The organism is Pseudomonas sp. B111 (genome assembly GCF_026428275.1).
GTDB classification, from domain to species: domain Bacteria; phylum Pseudomonadota; class Gammaproteobacteria; order Pseudomonadales; family Pseudomonadaceae; genus Pseudomonas; species Pseudomonas aeruginosa.
The window spans coordinates 5,297,005-5,323,509 of record NZ_CP097857.1 but is presented as its reverse complement, the minus strand read 5'-3'; the positions used below and the strand labels follow the sequence as shown (position 1 = coordinate 5,323,509).

Here is a 26,505-nt window from a genome sequence, read left to right as displayed (position 1 = left end):
CTGTCGTGGCACGGCAGGCAGACGTGCGGCCGGGCCGGAAACGAAAAAGCCCGGTCGAAGACCGGGCTTTTTCCAGGGGCGGTTACGCAGCGTGGCTCAGAACGCCGGCACCACCGCGCCTTTGTATTTCTCCTGGATGAACTGCTTGACCTCGGCGCTGTGCAGGGCCTTGGCCAGCTTCTGCATGGCGTCGCTGTCCTTGTTGTCCGGCCGCGCGACGAGGATGTTCACGTAGGGCGAGTCGCTGCCTTCGATGGCCAGCGCATCCTTGGTCGGGTTCAGCTTGGCTTCCAGGGCGTAGTTGGTATTGATCAGCGCCATGTCGACCTGGGTCAGCACGCGCGGCAGGGTCGCGGCTTCCAGTTCGCGGATCTTGATGTTCTTCGGATTGTCGACGATGTCCTTCGGCGTGGCGGTGATGCTCTTGTTGTCCTTGAGCTTGATCACCCCAGCCTTGTCCAGCAGGAGCAGGGCGCGGCCGCCGTTGGTGGCGTCGTTGGGGATCACCACGGTAGCGCCGGAAGGCAGTTCGTCGAGCTTCTTGTACTTGCTCGAGTAGGCGCCCAGCGGCTCGATGTGTACGCCGGTCACGGCGACCAGGTCGGTGCCCTTGGCCTTGTTGAACTCATCGAGGTACGGCTGGTGCTGGAAGAAGTTGGCGTCCAGGCGCTTTTCCGAGACCTGCACGTTCGGCTGCACGTAGTCGGTGAACTCCTTGACCTTCAGTTCCACGCCTTCCTTGGCCAGCAGCGGCTTGACCACATTGAGGATCTCCGCGTGCGGCACCGGGGTGGCCGCGACGGTGAGGGTCTCGGCGGCCTGGGCGGCGGTGAGGCCGAGCGCCGCGACAGCGGAGAAAGCAGCAAGCAGTTTTTTCATCTTCAACTCCTTTCGAGGTGTTCCTGGCGGCTGTGGATAACCGCGGCGCTCAGGGTTTTGGGCTTGGCCGGCAAGCTTACTTGCGCGAGAAGTGCACCACCAGCTTGTCGCCCACGGTTTGCAGAATCTGGACGAGGATCAGCAGCATCACCACGGTGACCACCATCACGTCGGTCTGGAAGCGCTGATAGCCGAAGCGGATCGCCAGGTCGCCCAGCCCGCCGGCGCCGACCACTCCGGCCATCGCGGTGTACGAGACCAGGGTGATGGCGGTGACGGTGATGGCGGCGATGATGCCCGGCCGGGCTTCCGGCAGCAGGGCGTTCCAGATGATCTGCCGGGTGCTGGCGCCCATCGCCTGGGTTGCCTCAATGATGCCCTTGTCGACCTCGCGCAGCGCGGTTTCCACCAGGCGCGCGAAGAACGGCGTGGCGCCCACCACCAGCGGCGGGATGGCCCCGGCGACGCCCAGCGAGGTACCGGTGATCAGTACGGTCAGCGGGATCATCACGATCAGCAGGATGATGAACGGCAACGAACGGAGGATGTTCACCACTAGCGAGAGCAGGGTGTAGACCGCCTTCTGCTCGAACATCTGCCGTGGCCCGGTAAGGAACAGCAGGACGCCGAGGGGCAGGCCGAGGACCACCGTGAACAGCAGCGAACCGCCGAGCATCCAGAAGGTGTCGACGCTGGCCAGCCAGATTTCGTACCAGTCGATGTTGGCGAAGCTCATGGTTTCGAAGAAGTCCATCAGCGCAGTACCTCCACATGTACGTCAGCGGCGTTCAACTGGCTCATGGCGGCTTCCAGGTCACCGCCGACCAGGGCCAGGGTCAACTGGCCGTAGGGCGTGTCCTTGATGCGGTCGATGCGTCCGGAAAGGATGCTGTAGTCGACCCCGGTCTGCCGCGCCACGGTGCCCAGCAGTGGCGCATAGGTGGCTTCGCCGCGGAAGGTCAGGCGCAGGATGAGACCCGGCACGTGGGCGAAATCGTCGTGACGCTCGTCTTCGTCGACCCGTTCGGCCTCGAACACGAAGCGGCGGGTGGTCGGGTGCTGCGGATGGAGGAAGACATCGGCGACATCGCCCTGCTCGACGATGGCGCCGCCGTCCATGACCGCGACCTGGTCGCAGACACGACGGATCACGTCCATCTCGTGGGTGATGAGGACGATGGTCAGCTTCAGCTCGCGATTGATTTCCGCCAGCAGTTGCAGGACCGAGGCGGTGGTCTGCGGATCGAGGGCGCTGGTGGCCTCGTCGCAGAGCAGGATGCTCGGCCGGCAGGCCAGGGCGCGAGCGATGCCGACGCGCTGTTTCTGTCCGCCGGAGAGCTGGGCCGGATACTTGCGCGCGTGGTCGGACAGGCCGACCCGTGCGAGCAGCTCGGAGACCCGCGCATCGACTTCGGCACGGCTGAAGCCGCCGGCCAGGCGCAGGGGCATGGCGATGTTGTCGGCGACGGTCTTCGAGGACAGCAGGTTGAAGTGCTGGAAGATCATCCCGACGCGCTGGCGGAAACGGCGCAGGCCTTCGGCGTCGAGGGCGGTGACGTCTTCGCCCTCGACCAGGATGCGGCCGCCGCTGGGCTCCTCGAGGCGGTTGATCAGGCGCAGCAGGGTGCTCTTGCCGGCACCGGAATGGCCGATCAGGCCGAAAATCTGCCCGGCCTGGATGTTCAGGCGGGTCGGTTGCAAGGCGGGGATTTCCCGACCGGCAACTCGATAGGTCTTGTGGACGTCGTGGAATTCGATCACTGGGCGAACCTTGTGGGTGCGGCGATGCTGTTACGGCTGGAGCACGGGCTTGGCGGGAAGCATGGGCGGTCAGCTAAACCGAACATTTTACCTTGCTTTCTTATGCATTATTAATATTTATTGGTGATGAAAAATCATTGAAATGGAATAAGCGTCTGGCTCGCTCCCGACAAGCGCTTTCTGCTGTGGCCGGGACTGGACCGGCCTCAATTCCGGGGGGTAAGTATCAATCGGGTCGGCTTGTCGGCCTGTACGACATGGCTGAGATGCAGGTCGAAATCGGGTGAGAGCTTCTTCACCCGCGCCAGGAGCTGGTCGGAAACCAGCGGATAGTCGCTGTCCCGGCGCACTTCGATATGCACCCTGCAACGGTAGGCGACGACATCCGCGGCCACCGCATCGAGCACCGCACCGAGGCCGCCCTGGCCGGTGCCGTCGAGCATCGGCAGGGGCACGGCGCTGCTGGCCGCTTGCGGATCGATCAGGTGGGGAGCGCCGGGCAGCGGCTTCAGCTCGCCGTCGGGCGGCGTCTGGATGATCTGCTGCATCTGCTGCTGGGCCGCCTGCTGCATGCGTCGGGCCTGCTCGGCACGGGCGGGATCGACCTTGGCGCGGTTGATCGCACCGTCCAGCCCGGCGGTCAGCGCCGGCGCCTTGGGCATCAGTCCGCGGGCATGGCCGAGGGCACTGGTGGCGGTGTTGAGGTCTCCTTGGCGCAGCGCGGTTTCCCCGCGCTGCATGTAGGCCTCGGCCAACTGGCGGCGGAATGCTTCGACGCGCTCGTCGCCGGCGGCTGCGCTGCGCAGGGCCAGCCATTGTTGCTCGGCCTGTTCGAGCTTGCCGGCGGCCAGGGTTTCCTGCAGTTCGGCATAGGGATCGGCGGGCTGCGCCTGGGGCGCGACCACCGGCGTCGGTTGCGACGACGCATTGCCCTGGCAGGCGCTGACCAGCAGCGCCGCCGCCAGGACGGACAGCAGGCGAAAGAAGGACGACATCATTCCTGCGGGTTCTCGTTTGGTCAAAAAATCGCCAGATTCTACACCGTGCGGCGGGGCAGGACAAAACTCAGCAGGAACAGGCCGGCGGCGCTGACCACGATCGAGGGGCCGGCGGGGGTATCCTTGAACCAGGACAGGGCCAGGCCGGCGCACACCGCGACCAGTCCCAGCAGGCTGGCGCCGACCGCCATCTGCTCGGGACTGCGGGCATGGCGCTGGGCGGCGGCGGCGGGAATGATCAGCAGCGAGGTGATCAGCAGTACGCCGACGATCTTCATCGCCACGGCGATGACGATGGCGATCAGCAACATCAGCGCCAGGCGGATCGCTCCGACCGGCAGGCCTTCCACCTTCGCCAGTTCCTCGTGCACGGTGATCGCCAGCAGCGGCCGCCAGAGGAAGCAGATCAGTGCCAGGACCAGCGCGCTGCCGGCGATTATCCACAGCAGGTCGCTGGCGCTCACCGCCAGTAGATCGCCGAACAGGTAGGCCATCAGGTCGACCCGCACTTCCTTCATGAAGCTCAGGGTGACCAGGCCCAGCGACAGGGTGCTGTGGGCGAGGATGCCCAGCAGGGTGTCGGCGGCCAGCGGCTGGCGCTGCTGCAGGGTCACCAGCAGCACCGCGAGCAGCACGCAGCCGACGGTCACTGCCAGGGTCGGGCTGACATCGAGGAGGAAACCCAGGGCTACCCCGAGCAGTGCGGCGTGGGACAGGGTATCGCCGAAATAGGCCATCCGCCGCCAGACCACGAAGGAGCCCAGGGGGCCGGCCACCAGGGCCAGGGCGAGGCCGGCGAGGAGGGCGTTGAGCAGGAAGTCAGCCATGGTTGCAGTCGGGGCCGTGCTTGTGGACAGGAGTGAAGCGGGTGCCTGGAGGCAAGGCGCCGGGACCGGCCTTGACCACCTCGCCGTGGAGGTCGTGGGCGTGATCGTGGTGGTGGTGGTAGATCGCCAGGCTGCGAGCGTCCTGGCCGAACAGCTCGACGAAGGCCGGGTCGCCGCTGACCTGCTCGGGGTGCCCTGAGCAGCAGACATGGCGGTTCAGGCAGACCACCTGGTCGGTGGCGCTCATCACCAGGTGCAGGTCGTGGGAGACCATCAGCACACCGCAGCCGTAGCGGTCGCGCAGTTTGCCGATGAGGCGGTAGAGTTCGGCCTGGCCGGCGACGTCGACGCCCTGCACCGGCTCGTCGAGCACCAGTAGCTCGGGCTTGCGCAGCAGAGCGCGGGCCAGCAGCACGCGTTGCAGTTCGCCACCGGAAATGCTTTGCAGCGGGCGCTCCAGCACGTGCGCCGCGCCGACCTCGCGCAACGCCGCCAGCGCCTGCTCGCGCCTGACCCCGGGTACCAGGCGGAGGAAGCGCAGTACGCTGAGCGGCAGGGTGGCGTCGACGTGGAGTTTCTGCGGCATGTAGCCGATGGTCAGCCGCGGCCGTCGCCAGACCTCGCCGACGTGCGGCTTGAGCAGGCCGAGCACGCTGCGTACCAGGGTGGTCTTGCCGGCGCCGTTGGGGCCGATCAGGGTGACGATCTGGCCGGGCTCGATGGCCAGGTCGACATCGCTCAGCACCGCCTGGCCGTTGAAGGACACGCCGACCTGGGTCAGCCGCACCAGCGCGTTGTCCATCAGGCGTCCTTCTGGTCCCGGCAGGTGCCGCAGAGGCCGACCACCTCGACGGTCTGGCTTTCAACGGCGAAGCCGACGCTGTTCGCTCCGGCGACGATGGCCCGGCTGATATCCGGCTGTTCCAGCTCGATCGCGGTGTGGCAGGTGCGGCAGATGAGGAACTGGCCCTGGTGGCTGTGCTCCGGGTTGTTGCAGCCGACGAATGCGTTGAGCGAGGCGATGCGGTGCACCAGGCCGTTCTCCTGGAGGAAGTCCAGCGCGCGGTAGACGGTCGGCGGCGCGGCGCGGCGGCCGTCGGTTTCGCTGAGCACCGCGAGGATATCGTAGGCCCCCAGCGGCTTGTGGCTCTGCCAGACCAGTTCCAGCACGCGCCGCCGCAGTTCGGTCAGGCGCACGCCCTGGCGCGCGCACAGCGCATCGGCCTCGGCCAGCGCGGTGCTGACGCACTGGCTGTGGTCATGGGGCTGGCAGGCCAGCGGGGTCTTGGGCGCAATCTTGTACATGGGCTGCGACGCTCGAGGGTAGAGACGTTATTATATTACCCGCTAACCACCTTTCATGTGAGTGCCGCCGTGACCCTGCGTCCCTTTGCCCTGCTGTCCGCCTGCTTCGCCCTGTTCCTGCTGGCTTCGCCGGCGCGCGCCGAGGTCAGCGTGCTGACCAGCATCAAACCGCTGCAACTGGTCGCCGCGGCCATTCAGGACGGCGTCGGCCAGCCGGACGTACTGCTGCCGCCGGGCGCCTCACCACACCAGTACGCCCTGCGTCCTTCCGACGTACGGCGGCTGCGCGAGGTGCAATTGTTCTACTGGATCGGCCCGGACCTGGAGAACTTCCTGCCCAAGGTGCTCGCCGGCCGCCAGGGTACCAGCGTCGCGGTGCAGGACCTGCCGGGCATGCACCTGCGCAAGTTCGTCAATTTCGAGGAAGAGGAGCATGCCGGGCACGACGAGCACGACGAGCACGACCATGACCATCGTCCCGGCATGCTCGACGCCCACCTCTGGCTGTTGCCGGCCAACGCCCGCACCATCGCCGCGCGGATGGCCGAGGACCTGGCCCAGGTCGACCCGGCCAACGCCGGGCGCTACCGGGCCAACCTGAAGGCCTTCGAGGAGCGCCTCGGCGGGCTCGACGGGAAACTCCGCGAACGCCTGGGCAAGCTTGCCGGCAAGCCTTTCTTCGTCTTCCACGAAGCCTTCGACTATTTCGAGGAAGCCTACGGGTTGCGCCATACCGGCGTGTTCGCGGTATCCGCGGAGGTCCAGCCGGGAGCACGCCATGTCGCCGCCATGCGCGCCCAGCTGAAGGCCGCCGGTCCGGCCTGCATCTTCAGCGAGCCGCCGCTTCGACCGCGGCTGGCCGACACCCTCAGCGAAGGCCTGCCGGTGCGCCTGGCCGAACTGGACGACCTGGGCGTGAACGTGACCGTGGACGCCAACGGCTATGAGAATCTTCTGAACAACCTGGCAGGCGAATTTGCCGGCTGTCTGGAAAAGCTCTGAAAACCCGTGACTGATGGCCGCGCCCTCTTGCGCGCGGCGTCCCGATGACTAAGGTTGTCTGTTGCTGCCTGACACAAGATATTGATTCCCGTCAGGTACGGATAACTAGATGTTGCGTACGGTGGCCGGCTTCGGACGCCCCAACAACCATCGGGAGGTTAATCAGCGGATGGCCAAGACAGACGCACGCAGTCCCCGCACCGAACGCGGGACCATCGCCCTGCAGGACGCGTCGCAGGATATCTGGGACAAGAAGTACCGGCTCAAGAGCAAGGACGGTACGCCGGTGGATGCCAGCGTCGACGGTACCTGGCAACGCGTCGCCCGCGCCCTCGCCGATGTCGAGGACAAGGCCTCCCGCGAACACTGGTATGGGCGCTTCCTCTGGGCCCTGCGCAACGGCGCCATCCCGGCCGGCCGGATCATCTCCAACGCCGGCGCCCTGGGGCACAAGCCGGCCACCTCGACCATCAACTGCACGGTGTCCGGGACCATCCAGGACTCCATGGACAACATCCTCGAGAAAGTCCACGAGGCCGGGCTGACGCTCAAGGCCGGCTGCGGCATCGGCTATGAGTTCAGCACCCTGCGCCCGCGCGGCGCCTACGTTTCCGGTGCCGGTGCCTACACCAGCGGGCCGCTGTCGTTCATGGACATCTACGACAAGATGTGCTTCACCGTCAGCTCCGCAGGCGGCCGCCGCGGCGCGCAGATGGGCACCTTCGATGTCAGCCACCCGGACGTCCGCGAATTCATCCGCGCCAAGCGCGAGGACGGGCGCTTGCGCCAGTTCAACCTGAGCCTGCTGATCACCGACCAGTTCATGCAGGCGGTGGAACAGGACGCCGACTGGCCGCTGGTGTTCCCCGTGCACGTGAAGGAACGCGACGAGATCGACCTCGACGACCCCAACGCGGTGGTCTGGCGCGAATGGCCGATCCAGGACGACTACGTCCAGCGCGCCGACGGGCTGGTCGCCTGCAAGGTCTACGGCCAGGTCCGCGCCCGTCACCTGTGGGACATGATCATGGTCTCCACCTACGACTATGCGGAGCCGGGCTTCATCCTCATCGACCGGGTCAACGAACTGAACAACAACTGGTGGTGCGAGGCGATCCGCGCCACCAACCCCTGCGGCGAGCAACCGCTGCCGCCGTACGGCTCGTGCCTGCTCGGTTCGGTCAACCTCACCTGCTTCGTCGAGCAGCCATTTGGCGACGAGGCGCGCTTCGACTGGGACCGTTTCCGCGAAGTGGTGCGGGTGTTTACCCGGATGCTCGACAACGTGGTGGAAATCAACGGCCTGCCGCTGGAACAGCAACGCCAGGAAATTCTTGGCAAGCGCCGGCATGGCATGGGCTTCCTCGGCCTGGGCTCGACCCTGACCCTGCTCAAGCTGCGCTACGGCAGTCCCGAGGCCTGCGTATTCACCGAGGAAGTGGCGCGGGAAATGGCCCTGGTGGGCTGGGAAGTGGCCCTGGAGCTGGCCAGGGAGAAGGGCCCGGCGCCGATCCTGGCGCAGGACTACGAAGTCACTGCGGAAATGCTTCGCAAGCGTCCGGAAATGGCCGCCGATGGCTATAAGGCCGGCGACCGCATCCGCGGCAGCGTGCTTCACGCCAAGTATTCCCGCTACATGCAACGGGTTGCCGAACATGCTCCGGAACTGATCGAGGCGTTGGCTGAAACCGGCGCGCGCTTCACCCACCACAGCTCCATCGCGCCGACCGGGACCATCAGCCTGAGCCTGGCCAACAATGCCTCCAACGGCATCGAGCCGAGCTTCGCCCACCATTATTCGCGCAACCTGATCCGCGAAGGCCGCAAGACCAAGGAAAAGGTCGAGGTCTACAGCTACGAGCTGCTGGCCTACCGGACCCTGGTCAACGCCCAGGCCCTGCCGGACAGCGACGACCCGGCGCGACGCCTGCCGGACTACTTCATCACCGCCGACAGCGTCACCCCGGCGCAGCACGTGGACATCCAGGCGGCGGCGCAGAAGTGGGTCGATTCGTCGATCTCGAAGACCGCCAACGTGCCCACCGACTACCCGTTCGAGGACTTCAAGGACATCTACCGCTACGCCTGGCACCAGGGACTCAAGGGCTGCACCACCTTCCGCTTCAATCCCGAGGCGTTCCAGGGCGTGCTGGTCAAGGAGTCCGACCTGGAGAAGACCCGCTACCGCTTCGAACTGGAGGACGGCAGCGTGGTGGAGTTCAAGGGCAACGAGCAGGTCGAGTACGACGGTGAGATCCATACCGCCGCCAACCTCTTCGACGCCTTGAAAGAAGGCTATTACGGCAAGTACTGAGGCCGGGGGAATCGATATGTCAGCAGTCAAGATCACGCAGAAGATCAAGGGCTTCAAGGTCGTCAACGAAGCCGAGGAGCAGGCCCTTGCCGCCGCCGCGGAAGCCGCGTCGGTGGTGCAGATGGACGAGACCCTGGAGCGCCCGGATACCCTGATCGGCGCCACCTACAAGATCAAGTCGCCGCTGTTCGAGCACGCGCTCTACGTGACCATCAACGACATGGTCCTCAATGCGGGCACGGCGCACGAGCAGCGGCGTCCCTTCGAGATCTTCATCAACTCGAAGAACATGGATCATTTCCAGTGGATCGTCGCACTTACCCGCATCATGTCCGCGGTTTTCCGCAAGGGCGGCGACTGCACCTTCCTTGTCGAGGAACTCAAGGCGGTATTCGACCCGCGCGGGGGCTACCTGAAGAAAGGCGGCATCTACATGCCTTCCATCGTCGCCGAGATCGGCGGCGTGCTGGAGCGCCACCTGACGGCCATCGGCCTCTTGCGTGGCCCTGAACTGGACGAGGAACAGCGCCTTTTCCTCGCGGAAAAACGCGCCGCCTACGAGGCCGCCCAGGGCACCAGCAAGGTCGAGCCGGGCGAAGGCTTCCCCGCCGGCGCGCAACTGTGCGGCAAGTGCAACAGCATGGCGGTGGTACAGATGGACGGCTGCGCCACCTGCCTCAACTGCGGACACTCGAAATGTGGGTGAGCACTTGAAAAACGCATGCGTTTTTCAATGCGAACGACCGGCCAGGATGGCCGGGCCGGGGGTGGGCTGAACGACGAAGCCTCGACAGGATGTCAGCTCGGCCTTACCCAAGACGCCGAACCGCATGCGTTTTGAAGGGCGAACGACCGGCCAGGATGGCCGGGCCGGGGGTAGGCTGAACGACGAGGCCTCGACAGGATGTCAGCTCGGCCTTACCCAAGACGCCGAACCGCATGCGTTTTGAAGGGCGAACGACCGGCCAGGATGGCCGGGCCGGGGGTGGGCTGAACGACGAGGCCTCGACAGGATGTCAACTCGGCTTCACCCAAGACGCCAAACCGCATGGGTTTTGAAGGGCGAGCGGCCGCAGGACGGCCGTACTCCTGCGGTTCCTGCCTATAACGCAAACGGCAAATGAATCTCCACGTTCTGCCGTTGCGCCAGGCGCATCTCGAACTCCGCCGGATCATGGATCAGCACGTCCTGTCCGGCGAACGCCTCGGCGGCGATCAGTCGCGACAGCCAGAAGCGCACGCAGGCAACCCGCAGCATGCTCGGCCAGTGCTCGGCTTCCAGCGCGGTGAACGGCCGGCGGTTGGCGTAGGCGGCGAGCAGGGCGCGGGCGCGGGCCGGGTCCAGGCTGCCGTCGGCATTGGAGCACCAGTCGTTCAGGGTGATCGCCAGGTCGTAGAGCATCCAGCCGGAGCAGGCGTTGTAGAAGTCGATCAGACCGGCCAGGTGCGGGCCGTCGAACAGCACGTTGTCGCGGAACAGGTCGGCATGCAGGTTGGCGCGCGGCAGCGCAGGGCGCTCGGCATCCAGCGCGGCGATCTCCGCCAGGGCCGGGGCGAGCAGGGCGCGGGCCTGTTCCGGTAGTCGCGGGGCGAGGTTGGCACCTTGTTCCAGCATCCAGGGCAGACCACGGTCGCTGGGGCGTTCGAGGATGCGCCCGCGGGTGGCGGCGTGAAGGTGGCCGAGCAGATCGCCCACTTCCTGGCAGTGGTGGGCGTTCGGCTGCCGCTCGTGGCGGCCGGCCAGGCGCGGTTGCAGCAGCGCCGGCTTGCCTTCGAGACGGCGCAGGGCCTCGCCGTCGCGGGTGCGCAGGGCGTAGGGCACCGGCAGGCCGTCCTCGTGGAGCACGTCGAGCAGTTCGATGAAGAACGGCAGGTCCTGCACCGGGCCGCGCTCGACCAGGGTCAGGACGAACTCGCCGTGTTCCAGGCTGACGAAGAAGTTGCTGTTCTCGGAGCCTTCGGCGATGCCACGGAAATCCCGCAGGCGGCCCAGGTCGTAGGGGGCGAGGAAGGCTTCCAGGGTCGAGCGTTCGAGTGGGGTGAACACCGACATGTCAGCGCGGCCTCGCCAGGTTGGAAGTGCACATCACCAGCTGAAGATCTCCCATTGTGGAATCAGCTTGTCCGGCTGGTCGGAGCGAATGAAGTTGCCATCGCTGCCGTCGGCGCGGACCAGGAAATAGGGTTTGCCATGCTTGGGAACCACCTTGATGGCGTAGAGGAAGCCATTCACGCGGTATTCCTGGATGGTCTTGTCGCCCTCCTGGCGGATGGTTACGTCGGGCTCGCCGGAGGGCGCGTCGTCGTCCGCCGCCATCGCGACGAGCGGGGCGAACGCCAGCAGTCCGGCGAGCATCAAGCGGTTCAGCGTACGCATGGTAACCTTGCTCCTTTATCGAATCGTCCAGGGTTCATTCTACACGCCCTGGTCTCCGGAAAAGGTTGATTCCCCTCATGAGCCAAGCGCCCCTCGTCCTGGTGGACGGTTCCTCGTACCTGTACCGCGCCTTCCATGCCCTGCCGCCGCTGACCACCTCGACCGGCAAGCCCACCGGTGCGGTGAAGGGCGTGCTGAACATGCTCCTGAGCCTGCGCAAGCAGTACCCGGACAGCCCGTTCGCGGTGGTCTTCGACGCCAAGGGCCCGACCTTCCGCGACGAGCTGTTCGCCGAGTACAAGGCCAACCGGCCGTCGATGCCCGACGACCTGCGGGTCCAGGTCGAGCCGCTGCATGCCAGCGTCCGCGCCCTCGGCCTGCCGCTGCTGTGCGTGGAGGGGGTCGAGGCCGACGACGTGATCGGCACCCTGGCGCGCAGCAGCGCCGCGGCTGACCGCCCGGTGGTGATTTCCACCGGCGACAAGGACATGGCGCAACTGGTCGACGGGCACATTACGCTGGTCAACACCATGACCGGTAGCCGCCTCGACGTGGATGGCGTGAAAGAGAAATTCGGCGTCGGTCCTGAGCTGATCATCGATTTCCTCGCCCTGATGGGCGACAAGGTCGACAACATCCCCGGCGTTCCCGGCGTCGGCGAGAAAACCGCGCTGGGCCTGCTGACCGGCGTCGGTGGCGGCCTGGAGGTGCTCTACGCCAGCCTGGACAAGGTGCCCGAGCTACCGATCCGCGGCGCCAAGGGTTTGCCGGCGAAGCTCGAGGAAAATCGCGAGCAGGCGTTCCTGTCCTATCAGTTGGCGACCATCAAGACCGACGTCGAACTGGACGTGGAGATCGACAAGCTGTATCCCGGCGAGCCGCAGCGCGAAGCGCTGATCGCCCTGTACCGCGAGCTGGAGTTCAAGAACTGGCTGGACGACCTCCTGCGCGAGGCCAAGGAGGCCGGCGAGAACGGCGAGGCGGAAACGCCTATCCAGGCCGAGGTCGACTACGACGTGGTGCTCGACCAGGCCGGGTTCGACGCCTGGCTGAAGAAGCTGGAGGAGGCCGAGCTGATCGCCTTCGATACCGAGACCACCAGCATCGACGCCCAGCAGGCGCAGGTGGTGGGGGTGTCCTTCGCCGTGAAGGAGGGCGAGGCCGCCTACGTGCCGCTGGCCCACAGCTACATGGGCGTTCCCGAGCAACTGGACCGTGACGCGGTGCTGCGTGCGTTGAAACCGCTGCTGGAGGATCCGAAGAAGCTCAAGGTCGGCCAGCATGCCAAGTACGACATCAATGTCCTGGCCAATGCCAGCACCCCCATCGCGCTGCGGGGCGTAGCCTACGACACCATGCTCGAGTCCTATGTGCTGGACTCCACCGCCACTCGCCACGACATGGACAGCCTGGCCCTGAAGTACCTCGGCCACAGCACCATCCGTTTCGAGGACATCGCCGGCAAGGGCGCCAAGCAACTGACCTTCGACCAGATCGCCATCGAACAGGCCGGGCCCTATGCGGCGGAGGACGCCGACGTGACCCTGCGCCTGCACCAGGCCCTGTGGCAGAAGCTGGAGGCGATCCCGTCCCTGGCCAGGGTCCTGACCGACATCGAGATGCCGCTGGTACCGGTGCTGGCGCGGATCGAGCGCAACGGCGCGCTGGTCGACGCCAACCTGCTGGGCATCCAGAGCCGCGAACTGGGCGAGAAGATGGTCGCCCTGGAGCGCCAGGCATACGACCTGGCGGGGCAGGAATTCAACCTCGGCTCGCCCAAGCAGCTCGGCGCGATCCTCTACGACAAGCTCGGCCTGCCGGTGCTGAGCAAGACCGCGACCGGCCAGCCGTCCACCGCCGAGGCGGTGCTCGCCGAACTGGCCGAGCAGGACTTCGAGCTGCCCAAGGTGATCATGCAGTACCGCTCCATGAGCAAGCTCAAGAGCACCTACACCGACCGCCTGCCCGAGCAGATCAACCCGCGCACCGGGCGCATCCATACCTCATACCACCAGGCGGTGGCGGCTACCGGGCGGCTGTCGTCGAGCGACCCGAACCTGCAGAACATCCCGATCCGCACCGCGGAGGGCCGGCGCATCCGCCAGGCGTTCGTCGCGCCGCAGGGCTACAAGCTATTGGCCGCGGACTACTCGCAGATCGAGCTGCGGATCATGGCCCACCTGGCCAAGGACGACGGCCTGCTGGATGCCTTCCGCCACGACCTGGACGTACACCGCGCCACCGCGGCGGAAGTCTTCGGCGTGCCGCTGGAAGACGTCAGCGGCGACCAGCGACGCAGCGCCAAGGCGATCAACTTCGGATTGATCTACGGCATGAGCGCCTTCGGCCTGGCCAAGCAGATCGGCGTCGAGCGCAAGGAGGCCCAGGCCTACATCGACCGTTACTTCGCCCGCTACCCCGGCGTCCTGGCGTACATGGAACGGACCCGCGCCCAGGCCGCGGAGCAGGGCTTCGTCGAAACCCTGTTCGGCCGTCGCCTGTACCTGCCGGAGATCCATTCGAAGAACGGTGCCATGCGCAAGGCCGCCGAGCGCACCGCGATCAACGCGCCGATGCAGGGCACCGCGGCGGACATCATGAAGCGCGCCATGGTCGCTGTGGATAACTGGCTGCAGGAAAGCGGCCTCGATGCCCGGGTGATCCTCCAGGTGCACGACGAACTGGTGCTGGAAGTGCGCGAGGACCTGGTCGAGCAGGTGCGCGAGGGAATCCGCCCGTTGATGAGCGGTGCGGCGACCCTGGACGTACCGCTGGTGGTCGAGGCGGGTGTCGGTTCGAACTGGGACGAAGCCCACTGATGAACGGTTGCGAGGCCCGTGTGGCGGGCCTTGCGAGCAGGTCCGGAGTGCCCGGTGAGGGTGCCGTGGAAAAGTTTTTCGCGGTGCGCTGAACTTTCCCGTTTTGCCGACAGTCAGAACACACGAATGGCTTCTTGAGCCCTTCGATGCTCCTTTGCAGTGTTTAGTGTTGGCAGATTCCTGGACCCCGCCCTAGCGGTCCGGACTTGAACCCCGAACTTCCCCCTCCCCATACGAAGCTCGGGGTTTTTTTTGCCTGGAATTCAGGCTTCCTCGAACGCCTCTTGTTCCTCGTCCAGCAGGCCCAGCCATTGCGCCAGGACCATTTGCGCCTCGTCGACGCCCTGGCGCTTGGGCGCGGAGAACAGTTGCAGGGTGGCGACGTCGCCCCAGCCTTGCTGGACTTCCCGGCGTACCTTGAGCAGGGCGTTCTTGGCCGCGCCGAAGGCCAGCTTGTCGGCCTTGGTCATCAGCACATGGATCGGCAGCTGGCTGGCCTGTGCCCAATCCAGCATCAGTCGGTCGAAGTCGGTGAGCGGATGGCGGATGTCCATCATCAGGAACACCCCGGCCAGGCTTGCGCGGCTGCTCAGGTAGGCTTCCAGGTGGCGCTGCCAGTGCTGCTTCAGGGGGATCGGCACCTTCGCGTAGCCGTAGCCGGGCAGGTCCACCAGGCGCCGCGAGTCGTCCAGGGCGAAGAAATTGAGCAGTTGGGTACGTCCCGGGGTTTTCGAGGTGCGCGCCAGGTTGGCGTGGGTGAGGGTGTTCAGCGCGCTCGACTTGCCGGCATTGGAGCGCCCGGCGAAAGCGACTTCCAGGCCTTCGTCGGGGGGGCACTGGTCGACCTGGGCGGCACTGATGAGAAAGCTGGCCTTCTGGCACAGGCCGACGATGGGGTTCTTCTCTGACATGGGTTATCCACAGGGGTGCGACTCGGTGTCGCGGGGGGCTGTTTCGTTTCCGTTTCGGTATCGGAAGTATATAATGCCGCGGATTTTGTGTGCGCTTTATCCCCCAGGGTCGAGCGCGCGCGGGAACGGACAGAGCATTTTCCGCGCGGTAGAACGCGGGCGTTCCCCCTGATGAGGACGATCATGAAGAAACTGCTGCTCGCAGCGACAGTCGTTGCGGTGGCCGTTACGGCGCAGGCGGCGCAGGACCCGGAAGCAGTGTTCAACCGGACCTGTGGCGCGTGTCACGACGGCCAGCTGCCGATGGCGCCGAAAAAGGGCGACCATGCCGCCTGGGAGCCGCGGCTGGCCAAGGGCATGCCGACCCTGGTCCAGCATGTGACCAACGGATTCAACGCCATGCCGCCCCGCGGCCTGTGCACCGACTGCAGTGCCGAAGACTACCAGGCAACCATCCAGTGGATGGTGAAGAAGTAGCCGAAGCCCACTATCTTTCACCCTTAGCCGTAATTGGATTAGCTGATGAACAAACTTCTCGTGAGTCTGCTGTTGACCCTGGGTCTGACCGGCCTTGCCCATGCCGCTGGCGATGCCGCCGCGGGCCAGGCGAAAGCCGCGGTATGCGGCGCCTGTCACGGTGCGGATGGCAACAGCCCGGCGCCGAACTTCCCGAAACTGGCCGGCCAGGGCGAGCGTTACCTGCTCAAGCAGATGCATGACATCAAGGACGGCAAGCGTACCGTGCTGGAAATGACCGGCCTGCTGACCAACCTCAGCGACCAGGACCTGGCCGACATCGCCGCCTACTTCGCCAGCCAGAAGATGAGCGTCGGCATGGCCGATCCGAACCTGGTGGCCCAGGGCGAAGCGCTGTTCCGCGGCGGCAAGATCGCCGAAGGCATGCCGGCCTGCACCGGTTGCCATTCCCCGAGCGGCGTCGGCATCGCAACCGCCGGTTTCCCGCACCTGGGCGGCCAGCACGCGACCTACGTGGCCAAGCAGCTGACCGACTTCCGCGAAGGCACCCGCACCAACGACGGCGACACCAAGATCATGCAGTCCATCGCCGCCAAGCTGTCGAACAAGGACATCGCCGCGATTTCCAGCTACATCCAGGGTCTGCACTGATCGCTGCGTAGCACGGCAAAAAAGATGTATGAAAAAGGGTGGCCTCGGCTGCCCTTTTTTGCGTCCGCCATCGCTACAATGCTGGAACCCGTGACCGCTCCCCCCGGTCGAACTGACCGGGCCGAACCCGGCCGGAGAGCGGCACTGACCTCGCCTAGGAGTGAACGATGCGTAACCTGATTCTCACCGCCATGCTGGCCATGGCCAGCCTGTTCGGCATGGCCGCCCAGGCCGACGACTATACCGCCGGCAAGGAATACGTCGAGCTGAGCAGCCCGGTGCCGGTGTCCCAGCCGGGCAAGATCGAAGTGGTGGAACTGTTCTGGTATGGCTGCCCGCATTGCTACGCGTTCGAGCCGACCATCGTGCCGTGGAGCGAGAAGCTGCCGGCAGATGTCCATTTCGTGCGCCTGCCTGCCCTGTTCGGCGGTATCTGGAACGTCCATGGGCAGATGTTCCTGACCCTGGAAAGCATGGGCGTCGAGCATGACGTCCACAACGCCGTGTTCGAGGCGATCCACAAGGAGCACAAGAAGCTCGCCACTCCGGAAGAGATGGCCGATTTCCTCGCCGGCAAGGGCGTGGACAAGGAAAAATTCCTGAGCACCTATAATTCCTTTGCCATCAAGGGCCAGATGGAAAAGGCCAAGAAGCTGGCGATGGCCTACCAGGTCACCGGCGTACCGACCATGGTGGTCAATGGCAAATACCGCTTCGACATCGGCTCCGCCGGTGGTCCGGAGGAAACCCTCAAGCTGGCCGACTACCTGATCGAGAAAGAGCGCGCAGCGGCCAAGAAGTAGGCAAGGTGATTCGGCATGTTGCGCCGCTGGCAGCGTGAACCTCGGGTCGCAGGCAGCTGCGACCCGCGAGTGAACCCCTCCTGTGACGATTCGCGGGAGCTGCCCGACGACGGCCGCCTGCGCCTTCTCAGCTTCAACATCCAGGTCGGTATCAGCACCGAGCGCTACCGCCACTACCTGACCCGCGGTTGGCAGCACCTGCTGCCCCACGCGGGGCGGGCGACCAACCTGAAGCGGATCGGCGAACTGCTCGCCGACTACGATCTCGTCGCCCTCCAGGAAGCCGACGGCGGCAGCCTGCGTTCCGGCTACGTCAACCAGGTCGAGCACCTGGCCCAGTTGGGGGCGTTCCCCTACTGGTACCAGCAGCTCAACCGCAACCTCGGGCGTATCGCCCAGCACAGCAACGGCCTGCTCAGCCGCTGGCGGCCGACCCTGCTGGAAGATCATCCGTTGCCCGGTCCGCCGGGGCGCGGCGCGATCTTCGTGCGCTTTGGCGAAGGCGCCGACGCGCTGGTGGTAGTGATGATGCATCTCGCTCTCGGCGCTCGCACCCGCACTCGCCAGCTCGCCTATATCCGCGAGCTGATTGGCGACTACCGCCACCAGGTGCTGATGGGCGACATGAACACCCACGCCGTCGATCTTCTGGAAAACTCGCCCCTGCGCGACCTCGGCCTGATGGCGCCGCAGGTCGAGGCGACGTTTCCCAGCTGGCGGCCGCAGCGCAATCTCGACCATATCCTGCTCAGTTCCGATCTCGCTCTCGAGCGGGTCGACGTGCTCGACCAGCCGATCTCCGACCATCTGCCGGTATCGGTGGAGATTCGCCTGCCGGACAACCTGCGCGACAAGGCCTTGGTCGTGCGCGGGGATGCCGGGAGTCCGCCATGAGTCGCGACGACGTCCAGCGCTGGAAAGACAAGTACCTGGAGAACATCGAGCAGCAGGAGCGCCTGCAACGGCGCTGGGATGCCCGCATCGACCTGCTGCGTCGCGGCCTGGTGCGTAGCAGTCTGGCGGCCGAAGGCAGCGACAAGGCGGTCGACCAGTGCATGAAGGAGCTGCGCGAGATCCTCCGTCGCGACGACATGGACGCCGGCCTGTCGGGCCTGATTCCGCGCCTGGAAAAGGCCGTGCTCGACTCCGAACAACGCCGCCAGCAACGCACCCAGCAGAACATCGATGCCCTCGGCGAACTGGCCCAGCAGTTGCTGGCCCTGAACCTGCCGCGGGAACTGCGCAAGCCGCTGAAGCAGTTCGCCCGCGATATCGAGGAGCGCGCCCGGCAGTCGCGCGAGATTCCGATCCTGCTCAGCGAGCTGAGCAGGCTGCAACGCCAGGCGCTGGCCGAGCGCAAGGGCGGCGACGCCGAAGACGGTCGCCCGAGCCTGTTGCAACGCCTGTTCGGCGGCAAGGAGTCGGAAACCGCCGCGGAGCCGAGCGCATCGGTGCCGTCCGTTGTGGCGGCAAGCAATACACCGATCCAACCGGCGGCGGCCACGCCGTCCCTGCCGGTCGCCGAGCACGACGAGGCGCCAGGCGGCCAGCCGCAGCCGTTGCCCGCCAGCAGGGTCGCCGCCATCGAAAGCGCGCCAGCGGGTTGGGTCGGGGTCGCCGAGCGTGGCGAGCCGAACCAGATCCTGCTGGATGAGCCTCGGGAAATCTGGCTCGACAGCCTGCCGCTACCGGCAGGCCTGAGCTTTAGCGAGACGCTGGAAGACGCGGGTGCGGAGTCGCCGCCCGCAGTGCTGGCGGACGTTGAAAGCGCGCCCGAAGCTCCGGTCACCCCTGTGGATAACCTCGACGGGCAGGCGGTAGACGAGGCCTACGAACTGCCGCCGCCGATACCGGAGCCCGGCTACAGCGCGGTGGCGCCGCACATCGAGGCCAGCCTGCTGCGGCTGCTCGACGGCCTGTCCCTGCCGAGCAGCCACCAGCCCCAGGCCGAGGCGCTGCGGGAGCGGATCGATGGCAGCCTGAACTGGTATGAGCTGGTGCCGGTACTCGACGACCTGGCGGTGCTGGTGCTGTCCCTGGCGGACAGTGGCCAGCGCGACTTCGAGGAATACCTGCGGCAACTCAACGAGCGCCTGGAAAGCTTCCTCGGCCACCTGGGCGACGCCCACGCCGGCTATACCGACGTGCTGGACAACGCGCGCGGCTTCGACCAATCGCTGCGTGAGCAGGTCAGCGGCCTGCAGGCCAGCGTGCAGCAGGCGACCGACCTGAACAGCCTCAAGCTGGCGGTGGACAGCCGGCTGAACGGCCTGCTCGCCTCCATGGACGAACACCAGCGCGAACAGGCCGAGCACGAACAGGAGGTGTCCGGCCGCCTGCAGGCGCTGATGGAGCGGGTCAACAGCATGGAGCAGGATGCCAAGGCGTTCCACAGCCACCTGGAGGACCAGCGACAGAAAGCCCTGACCGATCCGCTGACCGGCCTGCCCAACCGCGCGGCGCTCAGCGAGCGCCTGGAACAGGAAGTGGCGCGCCGGCACCGGGACGGCGGCGATCTGCTGCTGGCGGTGCTGGACATCGACCACTTCAAGCGGATCAACGACGACTTCGGCCACCTGGCCGGGGACAAGGTGCTGAAGATCATTGCCGGCGAATTGCGCAAACGGTTGCGGCAGGCCGATTTCATCGCCCGTTTCGGCGGCGAGGAGTTCGTCGTCCTGCTCCCGGCCACGTCCCTGGAAGCCGGCCGGCAACTGCTCGAACGGCTGCGCGCGGCGATCGCCGCCTGTCCGTTCCATTTCAAGGGCGAGCCCCTGAGCATCACCTGTTCCGCCGGCATCACCGCGTTCGAAGGCAACGAGGCCGGCGAAGTGGTTTTCGAGCGCGCCGACCAGGCGCTGTATCGAGCCAAGCGCGCCGGCCGGGACCGCCTGGAAGTGGCCTGAAGGGCGACCAGCGCACATTCCGACGACTCGGGACGGGCTCGCCTGCAGGTGTTGCCGCGGCTCGCTAGAATGGTCCCGCCCGGTAGAATGACCGGCTGTCCCGCTCTGGAAATTCCCATGGATATGTTCGGCGTCGCCGTCCTGATCTTTCTGGTCACCGATCCCTTCGGCAACATCGCTGTGTTCCTCGCCGCGCTGAAAGGCGTCGCCCCCGGGCGCCGCCTGCGCGTGGCGTTTCGCGAGCTGGCCTTCGCCCTGGGCCTGCTGCTGCTCTTCCTCACCCTCGGCGAGCACATCCTCAGCGGCCTCGGCCTGTCCCGCGAGGCGACCGGGATCGCGGGTGGCATCATCCTGTTCGTGATCGCCATGCGCCTGATCTTCCCCTCGCCCCAAGGGCTGCTCGGCGAAGTGCCCGACGGCGAGCCGCTGCTGGTGCCCCTGGCCACCCCGGCGGTGGCCGGGCCCTCGGCGCTGGCGATGCTGATCACCCTGCGCACCACCTTCGACGGTCCGCTGTGGGAGCTTTACCTGGCGGTGGTGCTGGCCTGGGCCGCTACTGCGCTGATCCTGCTGCAGGCGGCGTTCCTCCAGCGTTTCCTCGGCCCGCGCGGACTGACCGCCATCGAGCGCCTGGCCGGCATGCTGCTGATCATGCTCAGCGTCGATATGCTGTTGGACAACCTGCGCAGCGTGTTGCACATCGCCGCCTGACCGCGCTGCCCATTTTTTTCGGAGTCATCATGCGTTCGTTCGTTCTACTGGCTATCACCCTGTCGCTGCTGGCCGGCTGCTCCAGCGGCCCGCGCCTGAATACCGACTACACCTCGGCGAACCAGGACAGCCGTGTCCAGTTCATCGTCCTCCACTACACCTCCACCGATCTGCCGCATTCGCTGGGCATCCTCACCCACGGTGGCGTCAGCGCGCACTACCTGATCGGCGACGACGAGCCGGCCACCGTCTACCGCCTGGTGGATGAGAACCGCCGCGCCTGGCACGCCGGGGTCAGTGAATGGCAGGGCCGGACCTGGCTGAACGCCACCTCGATCGGCATCGAGATCGTCAACCAGGGCTATCGCGATACACCCCAGGGGCGGGTCTGGTATCCGTTCAGCGAAGCGCAGATCCAGGCGCTGATCCCCCTGCTGAAGGACATCGCCAAGCGCCACGGCATCACTCCGGACCGGATCATCGGACACAGCGATATCGCGCCGGGCCGCAAGGTCGATCCGGGTCCGCTGTTCCCCTGGAAGCGCCTCGCCGACGCCGGCCTGGTGCCCTGGCCGAAGCCCGGCGAATTGGCGCACCGGCTCGCCGAACTGAACGGCCAGCTGCCGGATGTGCGCTGGTTCCAGCAGCAGTTGGCGCGGCACGGTTACCTGGTGCCGCAGACCGGCGAGCTGGAGAAGGACACCCGCGACGTCATCGGCGCTTTCCAGATGAAATACCGTCCGGCCCGCTTCGATGGCGAGCCGGACCTGGAAACCGCCGCGCTGCTGCTGGCGGTGCCGACTTCCTGAGGCCTATGGAAAAGCCTGCCGGGAGCGGCCCCGGTCACACCGGCAGCAGCATGTAGAAGCGCGCGCCCTGGCCCGGTTGCGAGCGCACCGCGATGCGCCCGCCATGCAGCTGGATGATTTCCTTGCACAGCGCCAGGCCGAGGCCGGCGCCGCCCTTCTTGCGTCCGACCTGGACGAAAGGCTCGAAGATCCGTCCTTGCTGGCTGAAGGGAATGCCTTCGCCATTGTCTTCCACCGCGATCAGCACCCGGTCGCCCTGGCGCCGGGCCTGCAGGTGGATCTGCCCGCCTTCGCTGCTATGGCGCAGGGCGTTTTCCAGCAGGTTGTCGATCACCCGCTCGATCTGCAGGCGGTCGAGCTGCAGGCGCGGCAGTTCATCGCCCAGCTCCAGTTGCAGCGAGACCCGGCGGGCCTCGCCCTTGGGAGTGAAACGCTGCTGCGCCTGGGTGAGCAGGTCGACGAGGTCGCAGGACGCCAGTTCGAGCTTCTGCATGCCGGTCTGGTAGCGCGAGAAGTTCAATAGGTCGTTGATCAGCAGGACCAGTCGCGACATCTCTTCGTCCACCGTCTGGATCAGGTCCGCTTCCCGCGACTCCGCGGGGAAGTCCAGGCGTTCGCGGAGCAGGCTGAAGGCCATCTGCATGCCGGTCACCGGCGTACGCAGTTCGTGGGAGGCGCGCAGGACGAATTCGCTGCGGACCCGTTCGAAGGCGCGCTGCTCGGTCACGTCGCGGACCACCAGCACCGCGCCGACGCTATGCCCGCCGGGATGGGTGACCGGATACAGCGACCAGGCCAGCAGGCGCGACTCGCCGGCGACGTCCACCACCAGGTCGGGCATCGCCTCGTCCTGGACTTCGCCGAGCAGGGCCTTTTCCACCGCCTCCTGGACATCTACATCGCTGAGTATTTCGTCGATCCGCTTGCCATGGGGGTCGTTGGAGACGAACAGCTGGCGGATCGCGACCGGGTTGGCGTGTTCGATGCGTCCCTGGTTGTCGAAGATCACCAGGCCGTCGTCGATGCTGTCGAGTACCGCCTGCAGGCGCCGCTCGCCGGAAAGCACCTCTTCGACGCTGGTCTTGCGGTACTGCCGCAGGGCCTCGGCCATCAGGCCGAAACGCCGGGTCAACTGGCCGACCTCGGCGACGTTGGTCATCGGCAGGGTCACGTCGAAATCGCCTTCGCCGATCCTGTCCGCCGCCCGCGCCAGGGTTTCGATCGGTGCGCCGAAGCGCCGGGCGATGCTGTGGGCGGTGACGAAACCGATCAGCAGGATGGCGACGCCCACCAGGCCAAGCAGGCCGGCGACCAGGTAGGCTCGGTGGCGGGCGCTGGTCTCGGCGTCGCTGATGCCGGCCAGCGCCAGTTGCTGCAGGTCCTGCAGGCGTAGGCGCAGGGTATTGAAGGCTTCGCTGAAGCCGTCGTTGTCGGCCATGGGCGCCTTGAGCAGCGCCGGGGTGTGCGCCTGCAGTTGCAGGTAGGCGTCGCGAACGCCATCCAGGGCGGCCTGCTCGGCGTCGTCGACGGTATTCGCCCGACCCTGTTCCAGGACCCGTCGGAAATCGTTCTGCGAGCGCTCCAGGGCCTGCCCGTCGGGTTTTTCGCGGAGCAGTATGACCAACTGGTCGCCGAGCAGCTGGCGCAACTGCTGGCTCACCTCGATGGTCGCGTGGTGGTGCGACATCCGTTGCTCCTGAGCGCGGCCGAGCTGCATCACGCTGAACAACCCGAGCAACAGGCCGAACAGCGAGACGGTGATCAGCGCGGAAATGCTGAGGAACAACCGGGTCCGGAGCTTCATCGGCAGCGGCATGCTCATAGGCCGTACTGCTTGCGCTTCCGGTACAGGGTCGAGGCATCGATACCGAGGGTCTTGGCGGCCTGGTCGAGGGTCGCGCTGGAGGCCATCACCGCCGTGATATGGGCTTTCTCCAGGTCTTCCAGGCTCAGCGATTCGCCGATCCGCGGCGCGCTGCTGGCAGATTGCGCAGCGCTGAAACCGAGGTGGTCGACATCCACCCGTTCCTGGTTGCAGATGATGCTGGCGCGCTCGATCACGTTGCGTAGCTCGCGTACGTTGCCCGGCCAGGGGTATTGCCGCATGGCCTCGCGGGCGGCTTCGCTGAAGCCGCGGGCGGGGCGGCCGTAGTCCTTGACGAAGCGGGCGAGGAAACGTTCGGCCAGGCCGAGGATATCCTCGGCGCGTTCGCGCAGGGGAGGCAGGTTGAGCACGATCACGTTGAGGCGGTAGAGCAGGTCCTCGCGGAACTGGCCCTGGGCGACCATCGCGCCCAGGTCGCGGTTGGTCGCGGCAAGGATGCGTACGTCGGCGCGGCGGGTCACCGGATCGCCGACGCGTTCGTATTCCTTGTCCTGGATGAAGCGCAGCAGCTTGGGTTGCAAGGTCAGCGGGAAGTCGCCGATCTCGTCGAGGAACAGGGTGCCGCCGTCAGCCTGGCTGACCCTGCCCAGGGTGCTTTCGGTGGCACCGGTGAAGGCGCCGCGACTGTGCCCGAACAGTTCACTTTCCATCAGTTCGGCGGTCAGCGACGGGCAGTTGATGGTGACCTGGGGCTTCTTCGCGCGTTTGCTCCAGGTGTGGATGGCGCGTGCCAGTTCGCCCTTGCCGGAGCCGGATTCGCCGAGGATGAGGATGTTGGCGTCGGTCGCCGCGACCTGGCGCGCGGTCTCCAGTACCGCGGCCATGGCCGGGCTGTGCGATTCCAGGCCGTCGCCCTGGCGGCGCACTTCGTCCTCCAGGGCCTCCAGGCGCGCGGTCAGTTGGCGCACCTCCAGTTGCTTGGCGGCGGCCAGGCGCAGTTGGTCCGGGCTGCAGGGCTTGACCAGGTAATCCACCGCGCCGGCCTGCATGGCGTCGACCGCGGTATCCACCGCCGAATGCGCGGTGACGATCACCACGCGCATCCATGGCGCCTGGACGCGCATCTGGGCGAGAACGTCGAGCCCGTTGTCTTCGCCCAGGCGCAGATCGAGGAAGCACAGGTCGAATACCTGGCGCTGCAACAGGGCCTCCGCCTGCGGCGCACTGCTGGCGGTGGCCACGCTGTAGCCTTCGTCTTCGAGGCAATAACGGAAAGTGCGCAGGATCGCCGACTCGTCATCGACCAGCAGGATGCGCCCCTGTTTTTCGGAAGTGGTTTCCATCGTTGCTTTTTATCCTCTAGGGAATTCACTGCCATTCGGCTTCTGGGTTAGTCCCCGGAAAGCCCATGCAAGTTGCAGAGCGCCCCGCCGCCCATCCGGGCGGCGTGCAACCTGCCGATGTTGCTGTTCTTGGGTTTTCGGGAAGCCGTGGCGGCTCCACGGATGGCTCCGGGTAGCAGGTGCCGGGTCGCTTCCCTGTTGCATGTGACAGCGTACCGCGCCGATCGTGCAAAACGCCCGGAATAATTTGTCGCGTCGTGCAGGATGAACTGCGCAGACTACCTGGGTTGTTTTATAACTTATTGAATTAAAAGTATTTTTATTTTTCAGAAAGGCTGGCATGGGGCGTGCAATGAGGTAGTCACGGTCTCCCTGAAGAAAAAATGGACACAGGCCGGTTCGCTACCCCGATGGGCCCGGCCCCGAGGCGGTACCGACAGTTCCGAAGGCACACAGGAGAAAACATCATGCTTAGTTGGGCTATCACCTTTCTGATCATCGCCATCATCGCTGCCGTCCTCGGGTTTGGTGGCATCGCAGGTGCCGCCACCGGAATCGCGAAGATCCTCTTCGTGCTGTTCCTGGTGCTCTTCGTGGTCTCGTTCTTCTTCGGACGCCGTCGCGGCTAGCCGGATGCCAAGGAGAAAGCGATGCGACTCATGCGTAACCTGATGAACGCACTGCTGCTCGGTGCCGCCGCCAGTTCGCTGGCGGTGGCGGCCGACAGGGACGGTGAATACCGCTTGAACGAATTGCAGAGCACCGATGCCGGATACCGCGAGGCCTGGCAGAACCTGGTGGAAGACGAGAGCCGCTTGCCCGACTGGGTGATGAATCTCTCGGGAACCGCTACACCGATGCATGCCGTCGACGACCAGGGCGACAAGTATCTGGTTGGCGGTCTCTGCGAGAAGTCCGATTGCAAGGGCCAGCGCCTGCTGGTCGCCTTCGATTGGGACAAGAGCCATGCCTACGGGCTCTACGTGCAGGTGCCCGAAGGGCTGCCGCAGGACAAGTCGCCGAGCAAGCACGCCAGCTTCCGCTGGCTGGGCAAGCCGGAGCCGGCGGTACAGAAGATCCTCGACGAACAACTCAAGGCCGATCCGAACTGGTACTGAGGCGGAACGGGCTTGCGTGACACCGCCCCGCCCGCAGCGGGGCATGGCCAGGGGACCGGGATGCGCTGGGTGAGGTCGATCCGGCGGGTTCCAGGGGTACAGGGAGTACCTCCTTCGGGGTCGGGCCAGGCGAAAACGCGCCGGAGGGGAGCCACCGATGTCTCGCTGCCTTCCGGCGCGCTTCTATATATAGAAGGGGTACGACGCTCCGCCGTCCGGCGGAGCGTCGGCTTCCGCACCGATACTCCGCGAACTTCCCTGATATCGATCAATGCCTGTGGATGGCGGAGTCGTTTTACAATCGACCACCCGCGCGTTCCGAGGCGCCCTCCCAGAAGGGCTTTACCGCGCGGTTATCCACAGAACGCCGCTTATCCACAGCCGGCGATGGCGTGCCGGACGGCGTTGCGTGTCCTGTGACCATCCATCGCAGCGATGATGAGCGACTTTCAACTTCCCAGGATGGGCACGAGGCTCCCAGGCCTTGCACGGAGTGCCTTCCGCTCCCTGTTCTTGTACGAAAATCAAGGGCAATTTCCTGTGGGACGGACGTTTCATTAGTGATTTCTCATGCCGATTCGGCATGGGGCAGTCACTTACGGCATTAGACGGGGTAGGGGAGCGCATGAATCATTGCGCCCTTTCGCCTGTCGGGAGCGACTCTCCCGT

General features: G+C 65.8%; 25 protein-coding genes. 13 read left to right on the top strand and 12 right to left on the bottom strand.

Going from position 1 to position 26,505, the window contains the following annotated elements; translation table 11 throughout:
- Positions 1-96: 96 nt before the first annotated feature.
- The 7 genes from M6E97_RS24630 to zur form a co-directional block, all read right to left on the bottom strand.
- Positions 97-879: a MetQ/NlpA family ABC transporter substrate-binding protein gene (locus tag M6E97_RS24630; RefSeq protein WP_009316033.1), complete on the bottom strand. Its 783-nt coding sequence runs from the start codon at positions 877-879 to the stop codon at positions 97-99.
- Between the two features lie 76 nt (positions 880-955).
- The gene (locus tag M6E97_RS24625) at positions 956-1,633 is read right to left on the bottom strand and encodes a methionine ABC transporter permease (protein ID WP_003097004.1); all 678 of its coding nucleotides are present in this window, start codon (positions 1,631-1,633) and stop codon (positions 956-958) included.
- A complete protein-coding gene (locus M6E97_RS24620; protein ID WP_003097002.1) occupies positions 1,633-2,640 on the bottom strand; it encodes a methionine ABC transporter ATP-binding protein in 1,008 nt (335 codons plus the stop codon). The genes M6E97_RS24625 and M6E97_RS24620 overlap by 1 nt, the downstream gene beginning before the upstream one ends.
- Before the next feature lie 206 nt (positions 2,641-2,846).
- Positions 2,847-3,635, bottom strand: a complete 789-nt coding sequence (locus M6E97_RS24615; RefSeq protein WP_003142141.1) for a PA5502 family lipoprotein — start codon at positions 3,633-3,635, stop codon at positions 2,847-2,849.
- A gap of 41 nt (positions 3,636-3,676) precedes the next feature.
- On the bottom strand, positions 3,677-4,465 hold the full coding sequence (gene znuB / locus M6E97_RS24610) for a zinc ABC transporter permease subunit ZnuB (RefSeq protein ID WP_003096998.1): 789 nt from the start codon (positions 4,463-4,465) through the stop codon (positions 3,677-3,679).
- Positions 4,458-5,267 carry a zinc ABC transporter ATP-binding protein ZnuC gene (gene znuC, locus M6E97_RS24605; protein WP_003099732.1) on the bottom strand — a complete coding sequence of 270 codons (810 nt, stop codon included), beginning with the start codon at positions 5,265-5,267 and terminating at the stop codon, positions 4,458-4,460. The genes znuB and znuC overlap by 8 nt, the downstream gene beginning before the upstream one ends.
- Entirely contained in the window at positions 5,267-5,770 is a 504-nt protein-coding gene (gene zur, locus M6E97_RS24600; RefSeq protein ID WP_003096992.1) for a zinc uptake transcriptional repressor Zur, read from the bottom strand. Before zur ends, znuC begins: the two co-directional genes overlap by 1 nt.
- A 69-nt stretch (positions 5,771-5,839) precedes the next feature.
- Between zur and znuA the strand changes: the two genes are divergently transcribed.
- From znuA to M6E97_RS24585, 3 genes are all read left to right on the top strand, one after another.
- On the top strand, positions 5,840-6,772 hold the full coding sequence (znuA, locus tag M6E97_RS24595; protein ID WP_019485145.1) for a zinc ABC transporter substrate-binding protein ZnuA: 933 nt from the start codon (positions 5,840-5,842) through the stop codon (positions 6,770-6,772).
- A gap of 109 nt (positions 6,773-6,881) precedes the next feature.
- Positions 6,882-9,086, top strand: coding sequence for an adenosylcobalamin-dependent ribonucleoside-diphosphate reductase (locus tag M6E97_RS24590; protein WP_003122328.1), 2,205 nt, complete (start codon positions 6,882-6,884; stop codon positions 9,084-9,086).
- A gap of 16 nt (positions 9,087-9,102) precedes the next feature.
- Complete coding sequence (locus tag M6E97_RS24585; protein WP_003096987.1) at positions 9,103-9,792, top strand: hypothetical protein; 690 nt, start codon at positions 9,103-9,105, stop codon at positions 9,790-9,792.
- Between the two features lie 396 nt (positions 9,793-10,188).
- On the opposite strand, the gene M6E97_RS24580 is transcribed toward M6E97_RS24585, so the two are convergent.
- The gene (locus M6E97_RS24580; RefSeq protein WP_003110565.1) at positions 10,189-11,139 is read right to left on the bottom strand and encodes a homoserine kinase; all 951 of its coding nucleotides are present in this window, start codon (positions 11,137-11,139) and stop codon (positions 10,189-10,191) included.
- A 33-nt stretch (positions 11,140-11,172) separates the two neighbouring features.
- The gene (locus M6E97_RS24575) at positions 11,173-11,463 is read right to left on the bottom strand and encodes a DUF2782 domain-containing protein (protein ID WP_003096984.1); all 291 of its coding nucleotides are present in this window, start codon (positions 11,461-11,463) and stop codon (positions 11,173-11,175) included.
- A gap of 77 nt (positions 11,464-11,540) precedes the next feature.
- Here M6E97_RS24575 and polA point away from each other — a divergent pair, with 77 nt between their 5' ends.
- Positions 11,541-14,282, top strand: coding sequence for a DNA polymerase I (gene polA, locus M6E97_RS24570; protein ID WP_003122330.1), 2,742 nt, complete (start codon positions 11,541-11,543; stop codon positions 14,280-14,282).
- A 263-nt stretch (positions 14,283-14,545) separates the two neighbouring features.
- Here polA and yihA read toward each other — a convergent pair whose 3' ends face one another.
- Positions 14,546-15,193, bottom strand: coding sequence for a ribosome biogenesis GTP-binding protein YihA/YsxC (gene yihA / locus M6E97_RS24565; RefSeq protein WP_003096980.1), 648 nt, complete (start codon positions 15,191-15,193; stop codon positions 14,546-14,548).
- A 183-nt stretch (positions 15,194-15,376) separates the two neighbouring features.
- On the opposite strand from yihA, the gene M6E97_RS24560 reads away from it, so the two are divergent.
- The 7 genes from M6E97_RS24560 (at position 15,377) to ampDh2 (ending at position 21,550) form a co-directional block, all read left to right on the top strand.
- Positions 15,377-15,670, top strand: a complete 294-nt coding sequence (locus M6E97_RS24560) for a c-type cytochrome (protein ID WP_003096979.1) — start codon at positions 15,377-15,379, stop codon at positions 15,668-15,670.
- A 45-nt stretch (positions 15,671-15,715) separates the two neighbouring features.
- Positions 15,716-16,321 carry a c-type cytochrome gene (locus M6E97_RS24555; RefSeq protein ID WP_003102831.1) on the top strand — a complete coding sequence of 202 codons (606 nt, stop codon included), beginning with the start codon at positions 15,716-15,718 and terminating at the stop codon, positions 16,319-16,321.
- A 167-nt stretch (positions 16,322-16,488) separates the two neighbouring features.
- Positions 16,489-17,124 (top strand): thiol:disulfide interchange protein DsbA, encoded by a 636-nt coding sequence (gene dsbA, locus M6E97_RS24550; RefSeq protein WP_003096976.1) that lies wholly within the window; start codon positions 16,489-16,491, stop codon positions 17,122-17,124.
- A 15-nt stretch (positions 17,125-17,139) separates the two neighbouring features.
- Positions 17,140-18,018: an endonuclease/exonuclease/phosphatase family protein gene (locus tag M6E97_RS24545; RefSeq protein ID WP_003096975.1), complete on the top strand. Its 879-nt coding sequence runs from the start codon at positions 17,140-17,142 to the stop codon at positions 18,016-18,018.
- Complete coding sequence (gene dgcP / locus M6E97_RS24540) at positions 18,015-20,030, top strand: diguanylate cyclase DgcP (RefSeq protein ID WP_033938249.1); 2,016 nt, start codon at positions 18,015-18,017, stop codon at positions 20,028-20,030. The genes M6E97_RS24545 and dgcP overlap by 4 nt, the downstream gene beginning before the upstream one ends.
- 117 nt (positions 20,031-20,147) lie before the next feature.
- Positions 20,148-20,741, top strand: coding sequence for a MarC family protein (locus M6E97_RS24535; RefSeq protein WP_003102836.1), 594 nt, complete (start codon positions 20,148-20,150; stop codon positions 20,739-20,741).
- Between the two features lie 29 nt (positions 20,742-20,770).
- The gene (ampDh2, locus tag M6E97_RS24530) at positions 20,771-21,550 is read left to right on the top strand and encodes an N-acetylmuramoyl-L-alanine amidase AmpDh2 (protein ID WP_033938247.1); all 780 of its coding nucleotides are present in this window, start codon (positions 20,771-20,773) and stop codon (positions 21,548-21,550) included.
- Positions 21,551-21,584: 34 nt separating this feature from the next.
- Here ampDh2 and M6E97_RS24525 read toward each other — a convergent pair whose 3' ends face one another.
- Both M6E97_RS24525 and algB read right to left on the bottom strand, forming a co-directional pair.
- A complete protein-coding gene (locus M6E97_RS24525) occupies positions 21,585-23,372 on the bottom strand; it encodes a KinB sensor domain-containing domain (RefSeq protein ID WP_079381476.1) in 1,788 nt (595 codons plus the stop codon).
- Positions 23,369-24,718 (bottom strand): sigma-54-dependent response regulator transcription factor AlgB, encoded by a 1,350-nt coding sequence (algB, locus tag M6E97_RS24520; RefSeq protein WP_003096964.1) that lies wholly within the window; start codon positions 24,716-24,718, stop codon positions 23,369-23,371. Before algB ends, M6E97_RS24525 begins: the two co-directional genes overlap by 4 nt.
- 467 nt (positions 24,719-25,185) lie before the next feature.
- Here algB and M6E97_RS24515 point away from each other — a divergent pair, with 467 nt between their 5' ends.
- Positions 25,186-25,347 carry a DUF1328 domain-containing protein gene (locus tag M6E97_RS24515; RefSeq protein WP_003096961.1) on the top strand — a complete coding sequence of 54 codons (162 nt, stop codon included), beginning with the start codon at positions 25,186-25,188 and terminating at the stop codon, positions 25,345-25,347.
- A 21-nt stretch (positions 25,348-25,368) separates the two neighbouring features.
- On the top strand, positions 25,369-25,836 hold the full coding sequence (locus tag M6E97_RS24510) for an inhibitor of vertebrate lysozyme family protein (protein WP_003096958.1): 468 nt from the start codon (positions 25,369-25,371) through the stop codon (positions 25,834-25,836).
- Positions 25,837-26,505 lie beyond the last annotated feature (669 nt).

Excerpts from the sequence above, each read along its gene's own strand:
- M6E97_RS24590 (WP_003122328.1), top strand. The coding sequence starts at position 6,882 with ATGTTGCGTACGGTGGCCGGCTTCGGACGCCCCAACAACCATCGGGAG.
- M6E97_RS24510 (WP_003096958.1), top strand. The coding sequence starts at position 25,369 with ATGCGACTCATGCGTAACCTGATGAACGCACTGCTGCTCGGTGCCGCC.
- dsbA (WP_003096976.1), top strand. The coding sequence starts at position 16,489 with ATGCGTAACCTGATTCTCACCGCCATGCTGGCCATGGCCAGCCTGTTC.
- M6E97_RS24545 (WP_003096975.1), top strand. The coding sequence starts at position 17,140 with ATGTTGCGCCGCTGGCAGCGTGAACCTCGGGTCGCAGGCAGCTGCGAC.
- M6E97_RS24535 (WP_003102836.1), top strand. The coding sequence starts at position 20,148 with ATGGATATGTTCGGCGTCGCCGTCCTGATCTTTCTGGTCACCGATCCC.
- znuC (WP_003099732.1), bottom strand. The coding sequence starts at position 5,267 with ATGGACAACGCGCTGGTGCGGCTGACCCAGGTCGGCGTGTCCTTCAAC.
- M6E97_RS24625 (WP_003097004.1), bottom strand. The coding sequence starts at position 1,633 with ATGGACTTCTTCGAAACCATGAGCTTCGCCAACATCGACTGGTACGAA.
- M6E97_RS24555 (WP_003102831.1), top strand. The coding sequence starts at position 15,716 with ATGAACAAACTTCTCGTGAGTCTGCTGTTGACCCTGGGTCTGACCGGC.
- M6E97_RS24515 (WP_003096961.1), top strand. The coding sequence starts at position 25,186 with ATGCTTAGTTGGGCTATCACCTTTCTGATCATCGCCATCATCGCTGCC.
- M6E97_RS24560 (WP_003096979.1), top strand. The coding sequence starts at position 15,377 with ATGAAGAAACTGCTGCTCGCAGCGACAGTCGTTGCGGTGGCCGTTACG.
- zur (WP_003096992.1), bottom strand. The coding sequence starts at position 5,770 with ATGTACAAGATTGCGCCCAAGACCCCGCTGGCCTGCCAGCCCCATGAC.
- M6E97_RS24575 (WP_003096984.1), bottom strand. The coding sequence starts at position 11,463 with ATGCGTACGCTGAACCGCTTGATGCTCGCCGGACTGCTGGCGTTCGCC.
- znuB (WP_003096998.1), bottom strand. The coding sequence starts at position 4,465 with ATGGCTGACTTCCTGCTCAACGCCCTCCTCGCCGGCCTCGCCCTGGCC.
- yihA (WP_003096980.1), bottom strand. The coding sequence starts at position 15,193 with ATGTCAGAGAAGAACCCCATCGTCGGCCTGTGCCAGAAGGCCAGCTTT.
- ampDh2 (WP_033938247.1), top strand. The coding sequence starts at position 20,771 with ATGCGTTCGTTCGTTCTACTGGCTATCACCCTGTCGCTGCTGGCCGGC.
- polA (WP_003122330.1), top strand. The coding sequence starts at position 11,541 with ATGAGCCAAGCGCCCCTCGTCCTGGTGGACGGTTCCTCGTACCTGTAC.
- M6E97_RS24585 (WP_003096987.1), top strand. The coding sequence starts at position 9,103 with ATGTCAGCAGTCAAGATCACGCAGAAGATCAAGGGCTTCAAGGTCGTC.
- M6E97_RS24525 (WP_079381476.1), bottom strand. The coding sequence starts at position 23,372 with ATGAGCATGCCGCTGCCGATGAAGCTCCGGACCCGGTTGTTCCTCAGC.
- dgcP (WP_033938249.1), top strand. The coding sequence starts at position 18,015 with ATGAGTCGCGACGACGTCCAGCGCTGGAAAGACAAGTACCTGGAGAAC.
- algB (WP_003096964.1), bottom strand. The coding sequence starts at position 24,718 with ATGGAAACCACTTCCGAAAAACAGGGGCGCATCCTGCTGGTCGATGAC.
- M6E97_RS24615 (WP_003142141.1), bottom strand. The coding sequence starts at position 3,635 with ATGTCGTCCTTCTTTCGCCTGCTGTCCGTCCTGGCGGCGGCGCTGCTG.
- M6E97_RS24580 (WP_003110565.1), bottom strand. The coding sequence starts at position 11,139 with ATGTCGGTGTTCACCCCACTCGAACGCTCGACCCTGGAAGCCTTCCTC.
- M6E97_RS24630 (WP_009316033.1), bottom strand. The coding sequence starts at position 879 with ATGAAAAAACTGCTTGCTGCTTTCTCCGCTGTCGCGGCGCTCGGCCTC.